This is a genomic window from Enterococcus haemoperoxidus ATCC BAA-382, assembly GCF_000407165.1.
GTDB lineage: Bacteria > Bacillota > Bacilli > Lactobacillales > Enterococcaceae > Enterococcus_L > Enterococcus_L haemoperoxidus.
The window spans coordinates 2145104-2166337 of sequence record NZ_KE136479.1; the positions used below are offsets into that span (position 1 = coordinate 2145104).

Annotated in this window: 16 protein-coding genes; 2 read left to right on the forward strand and 14 right to left on the reverse strand. The window is 36.3% G+C overall.

Annotated features, from left to right (window positions below; translation table 11 throughout):
- Nucleotides 1–193: 193 nt before the first annotated feature.
- Entirely contained in the window at nucleotides 194–946 is a 753-nt protein-coding gene (locus I583_RS09880; RefSeq protein WP_010760626.1) for an SDR family NAD(P)-dependent oxidoreductase, read from the forward strand.
- A 38-nt stretch (nucleotides 947–984) separates the two neighbouring features.
- Here the strand turns inward: I583_RS09880 and I583_RS09885 are convergent, their stop codons facing one another.
- The 6 genes from I583_RS09885 to I583_RS09910 all read right to left on the reverse strand — a co-directional run bounded on the left by I583_RS09885 (nucleotide 985) and on the right by I583_RS09910 (nucleotide 9589).
- Nucleotides 985–2316: a hypothetical protein gene (locus I583_RS09885; RefSeq protein WP_010760625.1), complete on the reverse strand. Its 1332-nt coding sequence runs from the start codon at nucleotides 2314–2316 to the stop codon at nucleotides 985–987.
- 164 nt (nucleotides 2317–2480) lie between these two features.
- A complete protein-coding gene (locus I583_RS09890) occupies nucleotides 2481–3719 on the reverse strand; it encodes an MFS transporter (protein WP_010760624.1) in 1239 nt (412 codons plus the stop codon).
- A gap of 134 nt (nucleotides 3720–3853) precedes the next feature.
- On the reverse strand, nucleotides 3854–5221 hold the full coding sequence (gene allB / locus I583_RS09895) for an allantoinase AllB (RefSeq protein ID WP_010760623.1): 1368 nt from the start codon (nucleotides 5219–5221) through the stop codon (nucleotides 3854–3856).
- 50 nt (nucleotides 5222–5271) lie between these two features.
- Complete coding sequence (gene allW / locus I583_RS09900; RefSeq protein ID WP_010760622.1) at nucleotides 5272–6732, reverse strand: allantoin permease; 1461 nt, start codon at nucleotides 6730–6732, stop codon at nucleotides 5272–5274.
- A 158-nt stretch (nucleotides 6733–6890) separates the two neighbouring features.
- Nucleotides 6891–8174, reverse strand: a complete 1284-nt coding sequence (locus I583_RS09905; RefSeq protein ID WP_010760621.1) for an MFS transporter — start codon at nucleotides 8172–8174, stop codon at nucleotides 6891–6893.
- A 206-nt stretch (nucleotides 8175–8380) separates the two neighbouring features.
- Nucleotides 8381–9589 (reverse strand): pyridoxal-phosphate-dependent aminotransferase family protein, encoded by a 1209-nt coding sequence (locus I583_RS09910; RefSeq protein WP_010760620.1) that lies wholly within the window; start codon nucleotides 9587–9589, stop codon nucleotides 8381–8383.
- Nucleotides 9590–10035: 446 nt separating this feature from the next.
- On the opposite strand from I583_RS09910, the gene I583_RS09915 reads away from it, so the two are divergent.
- Complete coding sequence (locus I583_RS09915) at nucleotides 10036–11676, forward strand: PucR family transcriptional regulator (RefSeq protein WP_010760619.1); 1641 nt, start codon at nucleotides 10036–10038, stop codon at nucleotides 11674–11676.
- Nucleotides 11677–11762: 86 nt separating this feature from the next.
- Here I583_RS09915 and arcC read toward each other — a convergent pair whose 3' ends face one another.
- The 8 genes from arcC to allC all read right to left on the reverse strand — a co-directional run bounded on the left by arcC (nucleotide 11763) and on the right by allC (nucleotide 21039).
- Complete coding sequence (gene arcC / locus I583_RS09920; protein ID WP_010760618.1) at nucleotides 11763–12701, reverse strand: carbamate kinase; 939 nt, start codon at nucleotides 12699–12701, stop codon at nucleotides 11763–11765.
- 12 nt (nucleotides 12702–12713) lie between these two features.
- Complete coding sequence (locus I583_RS09925; RefSeq protein ID WP_244264868.1) at nucleotides 12714–13568, reverse strand: oxamate carbamoyltransferase subunit AllH family protein; 855 nt, start codon at nucleotides 13566–13568, stop codon at nucleotides 12714–12716.
- Nucleotides 13569–13571: 3 nt separating this feature from the next.
- A complete protein-coding gene (locus I583_RS09930; RefSeq protein ID WP_010760616.1) occupies nucleotides 13572–14840 on the reverse strand; it encodes a YlbE family protein in 1269 nt (422 codons plus the stop codon).
- Nucleotides 14841–14856: 16 nt separating this feature from the next.
- Nucleotides 14857–16614: an acyl-CoA synthetase FdrA gene (gene fdrA / locus I583_RS09935; protein WP_010760615.1), complete on the reverse strand. Its 1758-nt coding sequence runs from the start codon at nucleotides 16612–16614 to the stop codon at nucleotides 14857–14859.
- Nucleotides 16615–16651: 37 nt separating this feature from the next.
- A complete protein-coding gene (gene allD, locus I583_RS09940; protein WP_010760614.1) occupies nucleotides 16652–17701 on the reverse strand; it encodes an ureidoglycolate dehydrogenase in 1050 nt (349 codons plus the stop codon).
- A gap of 216 nt (nucleotides 17702–17917) precedes the next feature.
- Nucleotides 17918–18985, reverse strand: a complete 1068-nt coding sequence (allD, locus tag I583_RS09945) for an ureidoglycolate dehydrogenase (protein WP_010760613.1) — start codon at nucleotides 18983–18985, stop codon at nucleotides 17918–17920.
- A 20-nt stretch (nucleotides 18986–19005) separates the two neighbouring features.
- Nucleotides 19006–19791: a (S)-ureidoglycine aminohydrolase gene (allE, locus tag I583_RS09950; protein WP_010760612.1), complete on the reverse strand. Its 786-nt coding sequence runs from the start codon at nucleotides 19789–19791 to the stop codon at nucleotides 19006–19008.
- A 21-nt stretch (nucleotides 19792–19812) separates the two neighbouring features.
- Nucleotides 19813–21039: an allantoate deiminase gene (gene allC / locus I583_RS09955; protein ID WP_010760611.1), complete on the reverse strand. Its 1227-nt coding sequence runs from the start codon at nucleotides 21037–21039 to the stop codon at nucleotides 19813–19815.
- Nucleotides 21040–21234 lie beyond the last annotated feature (195 nt).

The window sequence follows — 21234 nt, forward strand, 5'->3', positions numbered from 1 at the left end:
CAGTTTTTTGATCGAATAAAAGTTTCACATTTTCGGTCTATATCATTAGCTTTAAAAAATGTTCTATATTAAACTTATATATAGGTAATACGCATTCTTTACAGGTTAAATTTTTTCAAGGTCACAATCATCTTTTTTAGAATAATCAGAAAGGATAACTATAATGATTTTTTCATTATAGCGGTTTTTTTATATGAATAGATTATTAGATAAAGTAATGTTGATTACGGAAGCTGATAGCAGCATCGGTACTGTAACTGCTAAATTAGCTGCCAAAGAAGGGGCAATTATTGTTTGTACAGGTAAACACTTAGATAAACTCACACCTGTTGTCTCAGCTATAAGACAAGTTGGTGGTTTAGCCTTTGCTCTTCAACACGATATAAGCTCTGTCAGCAGTTGGCAAAAAGTAGTTTTTGATACAATAAATAACTATGGAAAAATTGACGTCTTAGTTAATAACGCTGGGATTTCCTCTCCAAAAATGATTTTAGATCTATCGACTGAAGATTGGAAAAAAATTCAAGGAGTCGATGTAAACAGTCTCGTATATAGTCTAAACGAAGTGATTCCTTTTATGATAAAAAATGGCGGTGGATCCATCATTAATATTTCATCTATGGAGGGTCTAGTAGGCTTACCAGATAGCAATCCTTATGTGGCAGCTAAAGATGTTATTCGATCAATTTCACTTGATGCTGCATTTGAATATGCGAAAGACAATATTCGAGTAAATTCAATTTGTCCAGGTATTATTGAAACTCCGATGATTGAAACTACTTTTCCAAATACCAGACCTGCTTATAAAAAATCTATCCATTTTCCTTATCTAGGTAAGCCAGAAGATATTGCTAACAGCGTTATTTATCTAGCTTGTGACGAAGCTAGTTTTGTCACTGGTGCTAAGATGGTTATTAATGGAGACCGAATCGCTAAATTAATATAGTTATAGGGGCTGGGATAAATATCCCAGCCCCTATAAATCTACTCACTCACATCGAGCGTTTGATTGATTGTCTCTAAATAACTTGAATCCAAAAATACAACACGTAAATGATTTTTAGCCTTTTTCAAATCAAAGCGTGTAGACGCTTCTTTTTGCTTTAGATTACTAATATTCACATCAAATAACTTATCCCATAATGCATCTAAAGGAATTTGCTTAATTGCTTCTTTAGGTAAGTAAAAACGTAACACAGAGACAAATTCATCATATTTTTGATCAAAGACATCAATCTCTAAAAACTGCCGAATATAAAATTCATACGCTGAAAGTCCGTCATCTATCGCCATTTTTGGATCTACTACACGATAATTCATCATTTTACGGCTTTTTTCATCGATCCACGGAAAATAAGCTTGTGCATTCAATATTCCTTTTGTGCGATTTACTACATATTTTTGATGAAGCTTGTCGTAACTTCTTGTGACAAAATACGTGGCATCTTTTTTTTCAACTGGTTGGTAGTAGCTGTTTTGATATTGAACAGTTTGTGTAACGTCTTCAACAAAAGCGTACTCTATATATGGCGGACGTAAAACCCCCGTGCCATTATTCCAAGCTAGTTGATCATAGCCCATTTGATCTCGGAACAAACGCTGATATTTTTGATTAATAGGTAAATCCCAATTAAAAGGATTTTGAAATAATGTTACTTTGATTACTTGATTATCCATTTCCTCTACAGATTGAACTTGTTGCACTTCTAAAAAAATAGGTTTAGGAATAATTTGACAGTATAAACTTGAATAGTACATTTTCCAACACGAAGTCAAACACAAACCTTTAAAATAAATGTCATAGCCCGCTAGCTGATTGCAATCAACGATTACAGTTTTTTTATCATTATATCGTTTGGGAAGCATAGCGATTTCACTATCTGTCTCAAAGGTTCTTTTTTCAATAAGTTCAACATTATTATACAAATATTCATCTAACGGTCTAAGATAGCCATATATGCCATTTTTAATCATTCGGGTGTCGCAATAGTCTTCGATCATCGTTTGATTGTCTAGAAAAATAGTACCATCTAGAATCGTCCGTTCATGAAGTTTTAACTTAGAAATATGAAGCTGAAATTCTCCGCCTTGACTGTTCACCTTGATCCATAAATTTTCTTCTTCTGTCAGTTGTTGAATCTGATGAGTAATTGCTTGTAAATTAAACGGCTGCGCTTTTTCATCACCAAAACGATAGCTTTCAGGTATGGTCACAATGCGTAAAAAGCTTAACCAATCAAAAACATCCTTTTTTAACTCTTCTAAAGAAAAGTCAGCCCGAGCGACTACCATATATATTTTCTCAGTTTTTTCCATTTGCCCCACCTCGTTCCTTTAGATAAGTATAACGAAAATAAAGACAGAGTTCATCTAATATACTTCTAGAATCGTCAAGTTGAGTTTAAACAGCAAAAAAAACACCTTGCTTCTTTCGATTTAGAAAAAACTGAAAGAAGCAAGGTGTCTTTTATTACGCGTTTTCAATACGTGTTTTCATTTGTATCCCTAACAAAACGATTAATCAAGTAAAACAAAAAAGTTCCGATTCCTATAATTAGAATTGCTAAATAAAATGCATAGAGTTTTGAACCAGTGATATCAGAAATTTTCCCAGTTAATGACGGAACAATGACAGATGCAGACATTCCAAAGAAATTAAACACACCATACATTGTTGCAATGCTGCCCCTCGGTGCTGACTCCCCTAACCAAGAAATAATGATTGGCTCAACAGCTAACTTTCCAAAAAAACCATACGCCATAATACCGATCACTAAAATTGTTTGACTCGTTGTAGTCACGGTTATAAATAGCACACTGGCGGCTAGTAGTTCAAGTAAGATGATCATTTGAACTTTTTTCATTGGAATACGATCAGCAATTCGACTAAAAATAAGCGCACCTGGAATTGCTGTGAAAAATACCAAAGAAGAAGCTAAGCCAACTGAAGTTCCAGAAAAACCTTTTTCAGTTTCTAAAAAATTAGGCAACCAAGTATCGATTAAGTAATATGTGTACAATGTTGAAAAATATAAAATATACGCAGAAACCATTCGAGGTTTAAAAAGTGCTCTGATCGACATTGTTTTTTTCTTTTCTGATTTTGTATTAATTGCCTTGTTTGGTTTTTCCAACCGAATAAAATACAAAAACATAGTCACAGCTAGTAAAATCAACACGATCGTCGCAAAAATCAAGGCTTGCCAAGGTAATACACCTGTTCCAACTAGATAGCTTGAAGAAATCAAGCCTAAGCCACTTCCGATTGCTGTGCCGCTATTAACAATAGCTGTCGATAAACTTCTTTTAGAAACCGGTACATATTCAGCGGTCAGCGAGTAAGCCACACCATAATAAGTCCCACAACCTAGTCCGGCTAAAACACTTCCAACAAAAACAATACCAATATTTTGCGCTAATCCAACAACCAATGCACCCAGACCAAATAATAAAAAGCCCGGAATCAGAATTTGTTTTTTTCCTAATTTATCCACTAGCACGCCAGAAGGAATTTGCATGCAGACATACCCTAAAAAATAAAAGCTTGAAATATGACCAAGCTCTGCATCAGTCGCACCGCCAAAATAATCACTAATGATTGGATAAATAGGTGTTAAAATTGTTCGATAGATCCAAATAACGATCCAACCAATCGTTAATATATAAATAATCTGTTTCCAATATGGCATCTGGCCATTCAGTCTTTTTTTTTCATTCATAATCCACGCTCTCCTTTATCAGGCAAACTCACTTAATAAATGGCTTCTCCATTTTTTGCCACTAAAATAAAAAGGATCAGACAATAAAAATGAATATTTTCATGTCTGATCTCCTTCTTACTCTATTAACTTAGTTACTTCTTGATAAAGGCACCAACAAAGTCAGTTGAAACTCCGTCTTCTTTTGTATAGATAACATGACCTCTTAAAACAGTTTGTACAACCTGAGCACCGATTTCACGACCAATATAAGGGCTGATTTTATTACGATATTCTAAATCTTCAGCTTTTAACGTATAGGGTGCATTCGGTTTAATCAAAACAAAGTCAGCATCTTTCCCAATACTGATTCGCCCTTTTTGATCCAGGTCATAACGATCAGCAGGATTGGCGGCAATAATATCTGCAAATTGTTTCAATGACATCCCTCTTTTTTGAACCCCTTCGTCAAAAAGAACATCGACATTATTTTGAACCCCAGAGATTCCGCCCCATGCTTCAAATGCATTGTCTTTATCTTTTAAATCAGGTGTACATGGTGAATGGTCAGATGTTACAAAATCGATTTCTCCTGATAACACTTTTTCCCACATACCATTTTGATTTTCTTTATCACGAATCGGCGGTGAACATTTTACCACTGGACCGATTGCGTCTAATTCATCTGTTTCAAAGTAAAGATAATGAGTACAAGTTTCACACGTTACATCAACACCAGACCTTCTTGCCTTTGTTACTTCTTCTACACCTTCTGGACAGGCAATATGGCAAATATGGATACGACAGCCCGTTTCTTTAGCAAATAAAATCGCTCTGCGAATAGGTTCAACTTCAGTGAAGACTGGACGACTGGCAACGTATGCTTTCAACGTTGTTTCTCCATTTTTATAGGCAATCTCGCCCAACTTATCTGTAATCGCAGCATTTTCTGCATGAATTGCTAGAACCTTCCCAGTTTTAGCAACTTGTTTCATTCCTTCGTAAAGAGAATAATCATCGACATTCATGAAATCCCCATCAATGCTACGATCTCCACAAGTTGCCATAAAACATTTATACGCTGCAACTCCGCCATCATTTAACTCTTGAATACCACCTGTAAGATTAAACGGCACTAAACCACCAAATGATCCAACATCTGATTTCAATTTGCCTTTTCCAGCAGTATATTTTATTTCTAACGATTCACCATCGACCGTTGCCGGCACTTGGTTTAAAGGCATCTCCATAAAGGATGTGACACCACCTTTAGCACAAGAAGCTGTTCCAGTGATATAACCTTCCCATTGATCTCGATAACCGCCTCCTGGATCAGTAATGTGTACATGTGCATCCACCATACCAGGGCTAACAATTAAACCTTCTGCATCAATGACTTTATCCGCATCGCCAAGATCATTCCCGATAGCTACGATCAACCCATCTTTTACGGCAACATCCGTCTTAACTTCTCCCGAATCCAGAATAACTAAACCATTTTTGATTACTAAATCATGTGTCATATACGTTCCTCCTAAATTTATAAACCGAATGAGATAGCCCAAAAAGTTTATTAGTTTTTATCAAAAAATTTTCTTAATACTAAATATAAAACAAACGCAGATACAAAACCAGAAATCCAAGAAATATCAGAAATCACTTTTAAAGCAGGAATAAAATTACCACTTAAACAAATAACTAATGCCACAACAGTAGCAGCATACGCAGGTTTATTCAATCCTTTATAGATATTCTGACTATTGTCAGCTTTTTGATCCATATACAACTGATTCAAGTCGATCTTTTGTTTCTGTACAAAATAGTAATTAGCAATCATTGTTCCTGCAACAGGTCCCAAGACCGCACCGATCGTATTCAAGAAAATAAAAATACTATCTGCATTTTCCATTAATTTCCACGGCATAATCAGAAAGCTGATAACACTAGCAAGTAAAACACCTTTTTTATAATCGATTTTCTTAGGAAATAATGCACACAGCTGATAAGCAGCTGGAATGATATTCCCCGTTGCATTTGTAGAAACTGTTGTTAATAAGAATACTAGCATTGCAACAATAATAGCAAATGAATTATCCCAACGATCCACAATGTTTAAAATATTCCATTCTTGGATTCCGTAACGAATAGAACCACCGATTAAAATCACTACACTCGAAAAGGCAAATATGCCGTAACCAACTAAAAAGCTAGCTGTTTGACCAATAGTCTGATCTTTCGTTGATTTTGCATTTTGAGTAAAATCAGACACACTTGCTCCCGGTGCCGCCCAAACGGCTAAAACTGAATTAATGATCATAAAATAGACAAATACAGGTGAAATATTATGTGCTGCTCCCGCAACGTCATATGATAAAATAGGTCCCAAGCCACCTGCTGCTCCAATGGCCCAAATAGCCATACCACCAAACACAATATAAATCAATGGACTTAGAATAGCTGTGAACTTGTTCAGAATCTTTCCACCGCCGAACCCAATCAACATATTCACCGCCCAGAAAATCGTAAAGGCGATCAATCCTGGAATAGAAATTCCTAAGATCATCGTATCTCCGCCAAGAGTTAGAAAACCTGGCCAAATCTTACCAAGTAAAATCAATAATGCCAATGAACCTGTGTAATTCTGCAATCCAAACCAAGCAATCGCAGCAACACATCCCCTAAGAAATCCTGGCAATTTTGCACCTATATCGCCATAAGTTGAACGTAAATGAATCGCAAAAGGAATGCCATATTTTGATCCCGCTCGACCATTAAAGGTCATAAACAAAGCAACTGCCAATGCACTTATCACCAAAGCCAACATAATATTGATTGGTGAAAGTCCTAGAAATAAAAATCCCCCTACGGCTGTATAATTAGGAATATTATGCACTGAACCCATCCAAAGCGTAAAATAGTTCATTTTTCCCATCATCCTTTTAGACAATGGTTTTGGAAGCAGATCTTCATTATAGCCACGCTCTCGATACCTTTGAAGTTCTTCTTCCGTGATTTGGTAATCTTGGTTTTCCATTATTTCGCCTCCTTTTTAAGCGCTTACACACACTAAGATTCCAAATAATATCTTATTTTTATGTATTCTTTTTGACTAAAAAAATATGATGTGTTTAATTTCTATCAACTATATTTAGTTTCAGAAGCTAAACACATCACTATTATAATCACATGTACTTATTCAGCACTTGCTTTCTTTTTATTCAAGTTTGCTAATAAGAATAAAGCCGTTCCAACTACTAGTAGAATAACTGAAATATAAAAGCCCATTTCTTTTGAACCAGTCGCATCAGAGATTGAACCTGTCAATGTAGGTGCAATAACTGAAGACATCATTCCGAAAAAGTTAAATACGCCAAGTGTTGTACCAATCCCAACTTTGGGTGCATTTTCTCCAAGCCATGAAATAATGATCGGCTCTACAGCTAGTTTTCCTAGGAAACCATATAAAATCAAGCCAATCAATAATAGCGTTGAGTTTGTTGCTTGCACAGTCAATAATAACATTGCTGCTGCTAAAAATTCTAAGATAACAATAAACTGTACTTTTTTATGCATGAATTTATCAGCTAGACGGCTGAAGAATAACGCACCTGGAATTGAAGCAAACGCTACAAGAGACGCAGAAAATCCGATTGCTGCTCCTTCAAATCCACGTTCAGTTCCCAAGAAGTTTGGTAACCAAGTAACTGTCATATAATACGCGTAACAAGTAGCAAAATATAAAATATAAGCAAATAGCATTTTTGGTGAGAATAATTTTTTGATTGAAACATGTTCTTTTTCAGCAACAGGAGCTTCTGGTGCAGCTGCTGCGGCTTCAGCTGCCTCTGCCGCTTCAGATTGTGCTAAGAATTCAGCATCTTCTTTATTATTACGAATAATTGCAACAAATGCCACTAGCATCACAACAATCAATGCTACAGAAATATACATCATTGTTTGCCATGGGAATTTTAATTGAACAACTAAAAAACTAGATAAAATCAAACCTAAACCAGAACCAACAGCTGATCCGCTGTTTACAATTGCAGTAGAGAAACTTCTTTTTTCACGTGGAATATTTTGAGAAGTTAGTGAATATGCTGATCCGTAGAAAGATCCACAACCTAAACCTGCTAAAACACTACCAACATAAATCATTTGAATATTTGTTGCTTGAGAAATTAATAAAGCAGCTACTCCGAAAACGATAAAACCTGGAATCAATACTTTTTTCTTCCCGATTTTATCTACTAAGAAACCTGCTGGAATCTGCATTGCTACATATCCAAAGAAGTAACAAGTAGAAATAAAGCCTAACGCTGTATCCGTGATATTTCCGCCAAGTGACTCATTGATTTGCGGATATGCAGGTGATAAAGCTGAACGATATACCCAGATCGTTACCCAACCTGCACATAACAAAATAACAATTTTTTTCCAATAATCCATTCCTGAATTCTTACTTTTTGCATCCATGTCTTTTCCTCCATATGTTATCTTTTAAATGCGCGATACTAAAAATGTTTGTGCAATTTTTATTTCGAACATCTAATAAATAACTTCCTTATTCCTTTTAATTGTAAGCGGTAGCAAACTTTCATGCATCATTATTTTTCACAAACTTGTTAAAAAGTTTGTGCAAAACGAACAATCACTTGCTCTTTCACACAAACTAGTTTAATTTATTTTTTGTAGATTGATAATGCTGCTTTTACCGCTTCGCCTTTATTGATATCTGCCCCGTAATAGTTAAGAGCACCTTCTAAAGCAGATAATACATGAAGAACATTAGATTTTCTGCTACTATACCCCATATTTCCAATACGCCAAACTTTTCCTTGCAAAGCCCCAAAGGAAGAAGCAATTTCCACACAAAATTCATCTAGCATAAGCGCACGAACTTTTTCACCATCGATTCCTTCAGGAATCATGATCGGTGTAACTGTTGGCATTTTAGTCGTCAAATCACCATAAAAACCTAAACCCATCGCTTTTATACCAGCAACAATTGCTTGGTCATTTTGCGCATGGCGCGCGTAGACATTATCCATCCCTTCTTTGATCATCATTCTAAGGCCTTCATGCAGTCCGTAGATCATGCTTGTCGCTTCCGTATGATGATTGATTCGCTCTTCGCTCCAATAACGCTGTAACTGGCTTAAATCAAGATAATTACTGCTAATATGATTTTCATTGCGAATATCCTTACTTAACCCTAATTCTTTTTGGTAGCGGCTAGTAAGAACCTTTTCTACTCGGTCGTTATAAGTGATCAACGATAAACCAGAAGGGACGCTCACACATTTTTGTGTTCCCGCAATTGCGATATCGACTCCCCAGGCATCTACTTCAAGGGGCACGCCACCATATGTTGCAACCATGTCTACAACAAAGAAAATATCATTTTCTTTACAGTGTTGACCAATTTTTTCCATTGACTGCATTTGTCCATTGGCTGTTTCACCATGAACCATAGCAACAATTTTCGGTTGAAATTTTTTGATCTCTTCAATTACTGTTTCTTGTTCAAATGGTGAGTCCCATTCTTTTTCAAGATAATGAATCTCGGCTTGTGCTCGCTCACAGATTTCTCCTAAAAGATATGCAAAACGGCCATATACCGGAATCAGCACTTTATCTCCTGGTTCGATCAATGCGATTAAAGCAGCTTCTAAACCAGAACGTGATGTTCCATCAATTGCAAATGCTTGCTCATTTTTTGTGCCGAAAGGAATTTTGATCATTTCCTTCACTTCATCCATAATTTGTAAAAAAGCTGGATCAAATTGACCTAAAATAGAAGCTGACATTGCTCTTAATGCGACCGGATGAGCCTCAACTGGCCCTGGTGTCATGATTGTTCTGCTTGGTACTGATATTTCTGAAAACATAACTATTCCTCTTTTCCGTTTTAATTTCATCCTACCTTTATATCCAAAAAAGTCATTGTCACTTTTGAATAAAAAAAATGAATTTTCGGTTATTATGTACAAACCATTCTTGAATCTGCATGCGCTATCATTTAAAATAGAGATATGCTAGGAAATACAATAATATTATGAGTTGATACTTCCTCATCAAAAATTTATCACATGTCTGCATTTTTACTATATACTCTATAGCTTATCAGAAAATGAGAAACTATGCTTGTGAAATTTCCTATTTTTCTGCCAAAGCTGAACGAACCCGCTTTGCTTTTATTTTTATCTAGCTGTACAAATCAATCCTTATGAAAATGGCTAAATTAGCAGTAAAATAACGTTCGTATTAATGCTAACTTCCTAATTTCTACAGGTATAACCAATTTGTTCCACATTTAATAATAGGAGGAAATCCATTGACTACTTTAGAAGATTTATTAAAAATACCAAGATTTTCCGATCTAAAATTATTAACGCATCCTACAAAAGCCAACACAGTTGTTGAAAGTATTGAAATTTCTGAAACTCCTGATGTGGCAGATTTTATTCCAAAAAAGATTTTTCTTTTGACGACTGCCATGGTATACAAAGAGAATCAAAAAGAACTAATTACCTTGATTGATTCTTTAAAGGAACAAGAAGCTGCTGGAATCGGTATTAAAGTTGGACGTTTTATCGAAGCAATTGATCCTGAAGTAGTGGCTTATGCTAATAAAATTGATTTTCCGGTTATTCAAGTACCAAGTACCCAACCTTTAGGTGCTTTGTTGCATCAGCTATTAAATTACTTATGGGATACTAAAACTGAGCAATTAAGCTATGCTCTAGACATTCAAAAACGTTTTTCAGATTTATTAATTCATGATGTGAGCATTGCACGTTTTACCGCTGATTTTGGTAAAATGATCAATACGCCAGTTATTTTAGTAAGTCCTTATCGTAAAGTGATTGCGCACTCAAAACATTTTACCCAAACTTCAAAACCAGCAGAGTATTATGTTGAGCAACTCGTCAGTAAATATAAGACTTGGACCGAAGACAGCCACGCTTCATTTGTGATCAAAGATTTAAATCAAACTCCTTTGCAAATTGCAGGGTTTTCAGTTACAGTAAATAGCTATTTCCCACATTATTTATTGGTTTTAAATCCTGAACAAGTGCCTTATCCAATGTCTGAATTCGCTGTAGAACAAGCCTGTTTAGTCCTGTCATTCATGTTGTATAAAAATCAAAAGGTTCAAGAGTCATTAGATTTTCTCAAAAGTGATTTTTTAGCTCAACTAGTTGAATATCAACAAACGCCTCATCAAACTAAACGCGATTGGCTTGATCTAGGAGCAAATTATGGCTTAAAGAAAAGTACACAATATCAAGTTGTTTATGCTGTTTGCAGTCAAACAACCACCACTGCAACGAAAATCAAATATCAACAAGAAGAAAGCGACGTTGCTTTCCAATGGCTACATGAGACTTTGCCACTTCGAATCAAAGATATTAGTATTTTTAAAGTAAAAAATACGGATCACTTAGCCATTTTAATCCAAAGTAGAGTAAATGATTTAGATAAAATTTTAACTGAATTATCCTTAGAATTATCTAAAAAACTTCCAATTACGTTAACTTTTGCTTTAGGAAATTTATATGAAACTACTGAACAAATTGCTAATTCATTTATCGAAGCCAAAACGGCCTATGAAGAGATGCTCACAATGACAGATAGTCCTTTAATTCATCGATACCATCCTAAAGGAATGAAAAGTCTATTTGAAAAGATGAGCCTTGAAGATATTCATTATTTCTGTGAAACAACGTTAAAAGAGCTTGCTTACCCTGTGGAAGACTCGTTTATAGAACTTCGTAAAACCTTACAATGTTATTTGAGTTTCCAATGTGAGATTTCAAAAACGGCTAAAGCAATGTACCTACACCGCAATACCATAAAATACAGAATCGATCATTGTGCCAAATTACTGGGGAAAAATATCCAAGATCCAACAAATAGTTTGAATTTCCGTTTAGCCTTAGAATTATCTGAGCGATCGAATCAGCATCAATAAGTAAAAGAAAAGAAGCTGTGATTTAACCACAAGAGTCAAATCACAGCTTCTTTTTGGAAAAAAGTGCCTTTTCTATTTGTATTCGTTTAGCCTGTAATTCTTGTTCCTGCTCTACCTAATAACGCTTGGTCAGCCTCTTCTAAAGAACAAATAATAGCGGTCTTGCCTTGTGCTGCAAATCCAATTGCCGCTTCCATTTTTGGACCCATACTACCGTCAGCAAAATGACCAGCATCCATATATTGTTGTGCTTGTTTTACAGAAATTGTTTCTAGTTTTTCTTGATTTTCTTTACCATAATTAATATAAACATTGCTTACATCTGTCAACATCATGAAGACATTTGCATCGATTTGTTCCGCTAGTTTTTTACCTGTGCGGTCTTTATCAATAACAGCTTCAATTCCTTTTAACAAACCATCTTGGTTGCGAACAACAGGAATTCCTCCGCCACCACCAGCGATAACAATCGTATTTTGATTTAATAGCTTAACAATGGCATCTACACCATGAATTGCTTTTGGTTGTGGAGAAGGAACAACACGGCGATATCCGCGACCAGCGTCTTCCATCATCACCCAATTTTTTTCTTGTTCCATTTGTTTCGCTTCTTCTTCTGAGTAAAAAATTCCGATTGGCTTATTTGGATTATCGAATGCTTCATCATCAGCTGAAACTTCTGTTTGCGTTAATAATGTAATAACATTACTTGTCAACCCTTTTGTTTCCAATGAGTTTTTCAAACTTTGTTCTAACATATATCCAATAAAACCTTGTGATTCAGCGTTACAAACATCTAGTGGAAACGGTGGAACTACATCTTTTGCTTCCTCGTTTTGTCTTAAAATATTCCCAACTTGAGGACCATTTCCATGTGTCAAAACGATTTCATAGTTTAATTCTTCTACTTTTGCAACAAGCTCTGTACTTGCTTTTACATTCTCTAATTGCACCTCAAGTGTTGCTTCTTGGTTTGGTTTTAAAATTGCATTGCCTCCCAATGCGATCACGACACGATTTGCCATAATTATCCTCCTTCATTTAATGCTTATTAATTTAATTGTTGTTAAAAAGCCTGCCAGTAAATCAACACCTGATGTGTGCCCTACTGAAATAAGTGATTTAACTACTTTTATAATATGTTCTTCACTGCTATTTGTCGTCAATGCTTCCATCAATTTAAGAACTGGTTCGCTAAAATGTCCTGCTAACGCGCATAACAAATAATGCTTGCTGATATCTGTTGTAACAGAACGTTCTGATAACAGTTCAGTAAGTAATAGGTTCGTTAATATTGAGCTTTGTTTATCCAGTAGCAGTCTCGCAGCAAGATGTCCAACAATCATGTCATCTCCAGAAGGGGTTAGCCCCATTCCTCGACCTAAAAGAAAATCAAGACCTGATTTTTGTTGTGACTGATTTTCAGAACAGAGCTGAATAAGCGCATTTTTAAATGAGTGTTTTCCTTCTAAAAACTGAGCTAAAGACTGTTGATTTCCCGTTACCTTTACTAATGAATTTGAATATGAAAATAGTCTTTCTTGACTTTTTCCCTCTAAGTTTCCGACCACCACAGCTATTGACGAATACCGTTTCCCATGTGTCAGTAATAGATGATTTTTTGAAAAATGCAAACATTTTTGCTCCCAAGTAATTTGTTCTCCAATTTCGATTGTTGATAACACGTGTGAAAAATCACTAGCTTGTAAGTAAATACCATTCGGCATAAAAGGATAGTTAGTGGTCGTCACGACCACTAACTGTTGTTTCCTCTCATCTTGAATATTGAAGCTATTCTTATATTTACTATGGACCCGCCATTTTAGTTCTTCAAAGTTATCCATTAAAAGAAGTTGATCAATAAAACAAGCATTAACAAACAATATCTTCACCTTTTATTCTGTAAAACCTAATTTTTTTGCATAAGCTAAGACAGCTTTTTCAAAACAGTCGATTGGTGGTGTTACAGTTCCGGCACCAATTTGACCTAGACCAGCTTTTTTATTTGCGATCCCTGTATTGATTACTGGAAGAATTCCAGTTTCTACAACTTTTCTCGCATCAATTCCGAGACAAATTCCTTTAAAGTCCCAAGTTGGAACTGGAAAGTTAGGGTTAGTGTCAATACAAATTTCAGTCATTTCATTACTTGTATTCAATGCATCATAGAAACCACCTGAACCAACAAAACGAGTAACTGCTGGAGCTGCGATCATGGCCATACCACCGACACCAAATGTTTCAGTGATAGCACTATCTCCCATATCTGGCGCTGCATCTGCTTCACTAAAGCCAGAGAAATATAACCCTTGCGGTGTGTTAACAGGTCCTGTGAACCATTCGTCACCCATTCCAGCAATACGGATACCAAACTCATATCCATTTCTACACATTGCAGTTACGATTGTTCCTTCTTGAATTTGTCTTGCCCCATCCATTACAGCTTTCGCAGAAGCCATCATGATATTTAAGAAGAATTGATCTGTATCCGCTAAGAATTGTACAACTTCTTCACGTTTCGTTTGATCGATTTCAGTCAATCCAACAATGATCGGTGCCATTTCTTTCAAGAAAGCTAATGATGCTGCAATATTACGTTGGTGGAATTCATCCCCCATAGCAATTGCTTTAGCAACCAACACATTGATGTTTAAGCCGTCTTCTTTTGTTTTTAATGCTGCACTTAAAACAGGTGCCAATGTGTCTCTCATCCATCTCAAACGAGTGATTACTTCATCAGAATAAGCACCAAAACGTAATACTGCACCAATTCCTTCGTTCATCGTACAGAAAGCACGATTGCCATCTGTTTTATTTTCAACAACTAAAACAGCCATATTTGCTGATGTGATTCCACCCATTGGTCCTACAGCATTTACATGATGACATGGAATCAGTTTTACTTCGCCAGATTCTAGCATTTTTCTTGCTTCTTCTTCAGTTTCACACCATTCTTCAAATAATGCTGCTCCCACACAGGCGCCTTGAATTGGATCAACCATTTTATCGTAAGTGATTGGAGGTCCTGCATGAAGTAATACTTTTCCTTCATTTAATTCTGGGATTACTGATTTTGCTGGAACTACATCTAATAAGAAAGGAGAACCAGCAACGATTTTTGCTGCTACCGCTTGGTTTGCTTCATCGATTGTTTTATATGCCATTTGATTTTTTTCTCCCTTATTTAGCTAATGCTACTTTATTTAAGAACTGTAATGCTTTTTGCAAAGTGATATTTCCGCCTGCAACAGGTTGCCAGTCATATTGAACCACTTTACCACCATGATTGATGATTGCTTCAGAGAAACTACGTAAACCAACGTTGATAAAACCTTGATTTGTTAATAATGCTAACATTGCTTCTGTTGGCTCAATTGTAACTGGATTCACTGCTGGTGTTGCTTCAATTGCTTTATCTGTTTGTGTCAATGGATGATCTAGGATCGCTAAAGCTAAACGCACTGCTTGTGCGTTACTGTCACAAAGAATAACGCCAGCCTCTTTCATGATTGTTTCTTGCTCATGAATGTTTTGAGGATCTTCATCCGTTCCCACAATCGTACTGATCACAAATAATTCTCTACCTTCAGCTTTTGCATTTGCTTTGATTTCTTTGATAGTTGGTGCTAATTCTTGTGCCATATTTGCATGAGAACCGTAGCCTAATACAACATCTAATAAAATGATTGCTGTTTCAGGGTCTTTTCCTGCTTCTTCTAACATTTCTTTACGTTTTGATGGATCGATCATTGGATGAGGTTTACCTTGTGTATAAACATCATCTCCTAAATCGATGATTTCATGGCCTTGATTTTTTAAGATAAAGCCTTCAGGTGCATGATCGTCACCTGTTAAAGCTAAACCTTCTTTGATCAACATTGCTGCTTCATAAGCAAGTGTTCCACCAGAGTACAAGCCTTTAACATATTTTTGTTCTGGTTTGAAAGAATGTGCTGGTACAGATAATGTTTCTTTCACCGCTGTAACAGCTTCTTTATTCAATAATTGAATAGCCGTTTGAGCCGCTTCTTCTAATGTATAGGCACGATAAAGATTTTCTTCATGTGATGTTGGTTTTTCGCCTAGGAAAATCGTTACAGCAGGTTTTGAGATGCTTCTTAAAAGATTTAGGACTTCATCACGAACTTCTGGTGCAGGTGGTTTAGAGATCACGACAACCACTTCTGTGTTAGGATCTTTCTCTAATGTCATAATACTGTCTTTTAAAGTGATTCCGCCAATTTCAGCTTTCAAGTCACGTCCACCAGTACCGATTGCATTCGTCACACCGCCACCTAATTTGTGGATGATCGTTGTTACTTCTTGAATACCTGTTCCAGAAGCACCAACAACGCCGATTTTCCCTTTACGAACAGCATTTGTGAATGCCACAGGAATACCATTGATAATCCCAGTTCCGCAATCTGGTCCCATTAATAAAAGACCTGCATCATGTGCTTTTTCTTTTAGACGTTTTTCATCTTCGATTGCGACATTATCACTAAAACAAAAGACATGCTTGCCTTCATCTAATGCTTTTTCAATCTCAAGTGCTGCATGGGTACCAGGTATAGAGAAAACAACTACGCCAGCATCTTTGCCAAGCTCAAAGGCTTTATCCCACGTTTTTACGACTTCTTCACCAGTAGTGTCGCCGCCACCTTTTGTTTGTTCTTCTAAAAATACATCGATTTCAGTTAGGACTTGATCGATCAATGAGTCGTCTTCGATGTCTAAAACGATCACCATATCATTAGACGATGCCTTTTCTAATTCATCGGTGTATAAGCCACCTGTTTTAAAAATATCTTTATTTGCAGGTGTTCCCATCATAACTGAAACATTATGAACGCCATCGATTGTATTTAATTTGTTGGTTAATAACATCAAGACGATTGAATCTTGATAGCTATTTGCTTTAATAATTGTGTGCAGCATTGAAATTCCTCCATTTATTTATTTTGCTTTGCAAAATTTATTCCGCAAACTTATTTTTATGATCATAACGATCATAATGAATATCGTCACTGATTAAATATTCGTAAATATCATCCACAATTTCGATTCCATTTTCTTCATAATTTTTTTCACGTGCACGTCCTCGTTCACCTGGATAGTTTACTTCAGTAAAACCAGGACTTGGGCTGATTTCTTTTAATTCATCCAACATTGTTGAAATATTCTTTTTAAAGACGTCTAAACCAATGAAGAAATCTGGATTGATCACAATGTGAAGCTGACCTAATTCGCGGCCTTTAGATAAATCATGATACATGGAAGAAACGTGTTTGCCAAACGGCACGCCTAGTAAAATCCCCGATAAAATATCTACCATCATCATCAAACCATACCCTTTTGGTCCTGCAATCGGCAATAACGCGTTCACTGCTGTAGAATCCGTTGTTGGATTTCCTTTGGCATCGACTGCCCAAGAGTCTGGTATAGCTTCTTTTTTAGATCGAGCATGCAATATTTTCCCCCAAGCTTGAACGGTTGTTGCCATATCAAATGTAATCACACGATCGTCATTACTAGGGGCAGCAAACGCAATTGGATTTGTACCGAAGTAAGGTTCACTTCCTCCAAATGGTACAACCATTGGGTCAGATTGGCAAACAGAAAGGGCTACCATATCTTGTTCTGCAGCTCTTTCTACATAATAGGCAAGCGCTCCGCTATGAGAGATATTACGAACCCCGACAACAGCAACACCATTTTTCTTTGCCATTTCAATGGCTAGGTCCATTGCTTTTTCTGCAGCAACAAAACCAGAACCATTATCGCCTTCAAACATACCACAGCTAGGAGCTGTTTGCTCAAAAGAAAACGTAGGATCGTTGGTGATACCGCCTTTCGCAATTCTTTCCGAATAATATTCCACACGCATCGCACCGTGAGAATGAATTCCTCTTGCATCTGCAAACGTTAAAACATCACTTACGATTCCTGCATGTTCTTCCGATAAACCAGCTTTTTGTATTTTATCTTTGATTAGTTGATGTAAATCCGCTTTTTTTACTCTCATTTAAAACGCCTCCTTTTATTATCGGTAACAACGTTCCGCTTCGACAGAAAAATAGGAAAAATTGACTGAGGTGCTTTTGGCCTCATTCAATTTTTATCTTTTTTCCGAGAAGCAAGCCCGCGTAGCTAGATGCCATACGACAACAATTCTCCGCTTCGCTAATACTTATACAAACCAACAACATTTTTTATACTATATCTTAATTCCAAAACAATTCTATTTTTTTTCACCAAAAGCATTCGTATTTTCATATCGATCAAAATGAAGTGTGTCACTCTTTAAATAGTCATAGATATCTTTAACGATGTCGATACCATCTTTCATTGATTTTTCATAATTGATTTGATTGATTTCGCCTGGATAATATACTTGCTCAAACCCATCAGCTGCTGGAATGGCATGTAACTCTTCTACCATACCATCCACTGATTCTTTGAACATATCCAAGTCAGTAAAACGTTTTGGATCGATCAAAATATACATTTGACCAACATTACGTCCTTTGCTTATATCGTCATACATTGAAGAAACGTGTTTCCCAAATGGTAAGCCTAAAAGCATACCTGATAAAATATCTACCATCATCATCAAGCCATAGCCTTTTGGTCCTGCAATCGGTAATAAACCATTGACTTTATGGGGATCCGTTGTTGGTTTTCCTTCTTTATCAACTGCCCAAGTATCTGGGATATCTTTATTTTTAGAACGAGCATCCAAGACTTTGCCCCACGCTTGAACAGTAGTTGCCATATCAAAAACAACAGGTTCATGACCTTTTCTAGGCGCTGCAAAAGCAATCGGATTCGTTCCAAAATAATTTTCTTTTCCTCCAAATGGTACGACCATCGGATCAGATTGACACATTGCAATAGCAATCAAATCTTGTTGCGCAGCTTTTTTCACATAATAAGATAACGCTCCGCTGTGACTGATTTTAGAGATTCCCACAGCCGCAACTCCTGATTTTTTTGCCATATCTATAGCATAACCAAGACCAACATCTGCGACGAATTGTCCAGCGCCATTTTTACCGTGAACGATTCCTGAACTTGGGCCAGTTTCTTCAAATTCAATTACTGGATCAAGCGTCACACCGCCTTTGTCGATTTGTTCTGCATAATATTCTACCCTAACGGCTCCATGTGAGTGGATACCGCACGCATCTGCAAATACCAAATGTGTCGCCACTTCATCTGCATGCTCTGGTTTTAAACCAGCTGTTGTTAATTTTTTTTCGATCAAATCATGCAATTCTTCTGGTTTCACTACAACAGTTTCATTCATTCTTAAACTTCCTCTTCAAATTAAATTTCTGGATCACGGTTGCAATCTTTTGAATAGACATACATCAATGGTTCGTCACGTCCTACAGCATAGGCTGCTTGTTGTACGTATGAACTCATAAAGATATAATCTCCCTTTTCGACTGGCATCCACTCATTGTCTAAGTTATACATGCCTTGTCCAGAAAGTAAGTACGCACCGTGTTCTTGATAGTGTGTTTCAATATAACCATGACTTGCTCCTGGTTCAAATGAAAGAATGTGGAAGTTCATATCAAAGCCTAGATCTTTCGGTAAGAAGTCCCATAAAAGAACGTCTTTCATGCCTTCATATTCGATTGGTTCCATATCATTGACATTACCGACTACTTTATGTGCTTCATAGCCTTCTAGTGGTTGATAGCGTTTTTTGTATAAGAAAATTTCAGTATCCGCATCTTGTCCATTTTCCAAATACATCAATGTGCTAGCAGGTAAATAGACATAACCACCTTTTGTTAGTTCATGTGTTTCTGTACCATCATTGACTTTTAGGACACCATCAATCACATAAACAATTGTTTCCACACCGTCTCCGCCAAAGCCACGTTGGTTTTTACCATCTTTGTGTAGCGTAATAATATAATCGACAAAATTTGCACCTAATTGTTTTGATCCTAAAATTGAACAATCACAGTTTTCAAAACCTGGAATCACATTATTTACCAATCCATCATGAGGAATCAATGCATAATTATTTTTTTTGATCACAGCTCTAGATGATAATAAACCATCAAGATAACCTGTTTGATTATTTTTATAACCCATTTTTATTTTTCCTACTTTCTTTTATTTATATGCTAATTCGTATAAGGCACTTGCAAGTACTTTGACACCGTTGACCAAGTCATCGATATCTGTTGCTTCTGCTGGGTTATGACTAATACCATTAATACTTGGTACAAAAATCATAGCCGTTGGGAAGTGTGGTGCAATAACTTGTGAATCGTGACCTGCTCCACTGTGCATCACTTTATATTTCATGTTTTCAGCAATAGCTGCCGTTTCAATCGCAGTCACAATTTCTTCATTCATCGGTACTGGCGCTTCATCCATCCATAAATCGATATCGATTTCTAAACCATGTTCGGCAGCAATTTTTCTCATTAATTCTTCAATTTCTTTAGTAAATGCATGCAATTCTCCACTATCGGTATGACGACAATCCATTGTAAATAGAACTTCACCAGGTACTACGTTTACAGTATTTGGTTTTGGTTCAACTTTACCGAAAGTCAATACTAATGGATCACCGACTTCTAATGCACGATCGATTGCTTGTGAACAAATCTTAGCAAAAGCATAAACAGCATCTTTACGATAGCCCATTGGCGTTGTTCCAGCATGATTTGCTTCACCTTTTAGAACGATCGTATAGCGTCTTTGACCTGCAATATTATTCACAACACCTATTTGTAAGTTTTCTTTTTCAAGCACAGTTCCTTGCTCGATATGAATTTCTACGAATGCTTTAATATCATCTCTTGCAGCTTTGCTTTCATCTCTAAAGTCAAACCCGTGACGTTGCATTTCTTCAACGAATTTCAAACCTTCAAAGTCAGAGATTTCAATAACATCTTCTTTTTTCGCTTCGCCGACGAAGTTTTTACTTCCCCAGAAAACCGTTGGGAAGCGACTGCCTTCTTCTTCAGCCATTGAGATAACTTCTAATGAACGTTTTGGTTTACCGTATGTTTCTAATAAATATTGGATGGCAACATATGCTGCGATGACACCAAATTGGCCATCTAAGTTCCCACCATTGACAACAGTATCAATATGAGAACCTGATAAAATCGTTTCTTCTGGATGTTCTGTTCCTTCTACTCTACCAAAGAGATTACCGATTTCATCAAATGAAGCTGTCATGCCTATAGCTTCCAAATTTTCTTTCACAGTTTTTTGCGCTTTTAACCAAGAGTCAGAATACAATAAACGTGTCATTCCACCTGTTGGATCGTTACCAATATTAGAAATTTGATCGATATTTTCCTGTAAAACTTTTTTTAAATCCATTAGATACATCTCCCTCTTTTATTATCATAACCATTGTAAGCGGTTGCCGACTTTCATACACTATCCATATTTCACAAATTAACTACTATCTTTGTGCGCATTAAACATAAAGACTGAGGCTATTTGGGTTAAAATAGAAATAAGTTAGTGAAATTATCTTTATTCATAGGCTAATCTTTGGAAAAAAGATAAAAT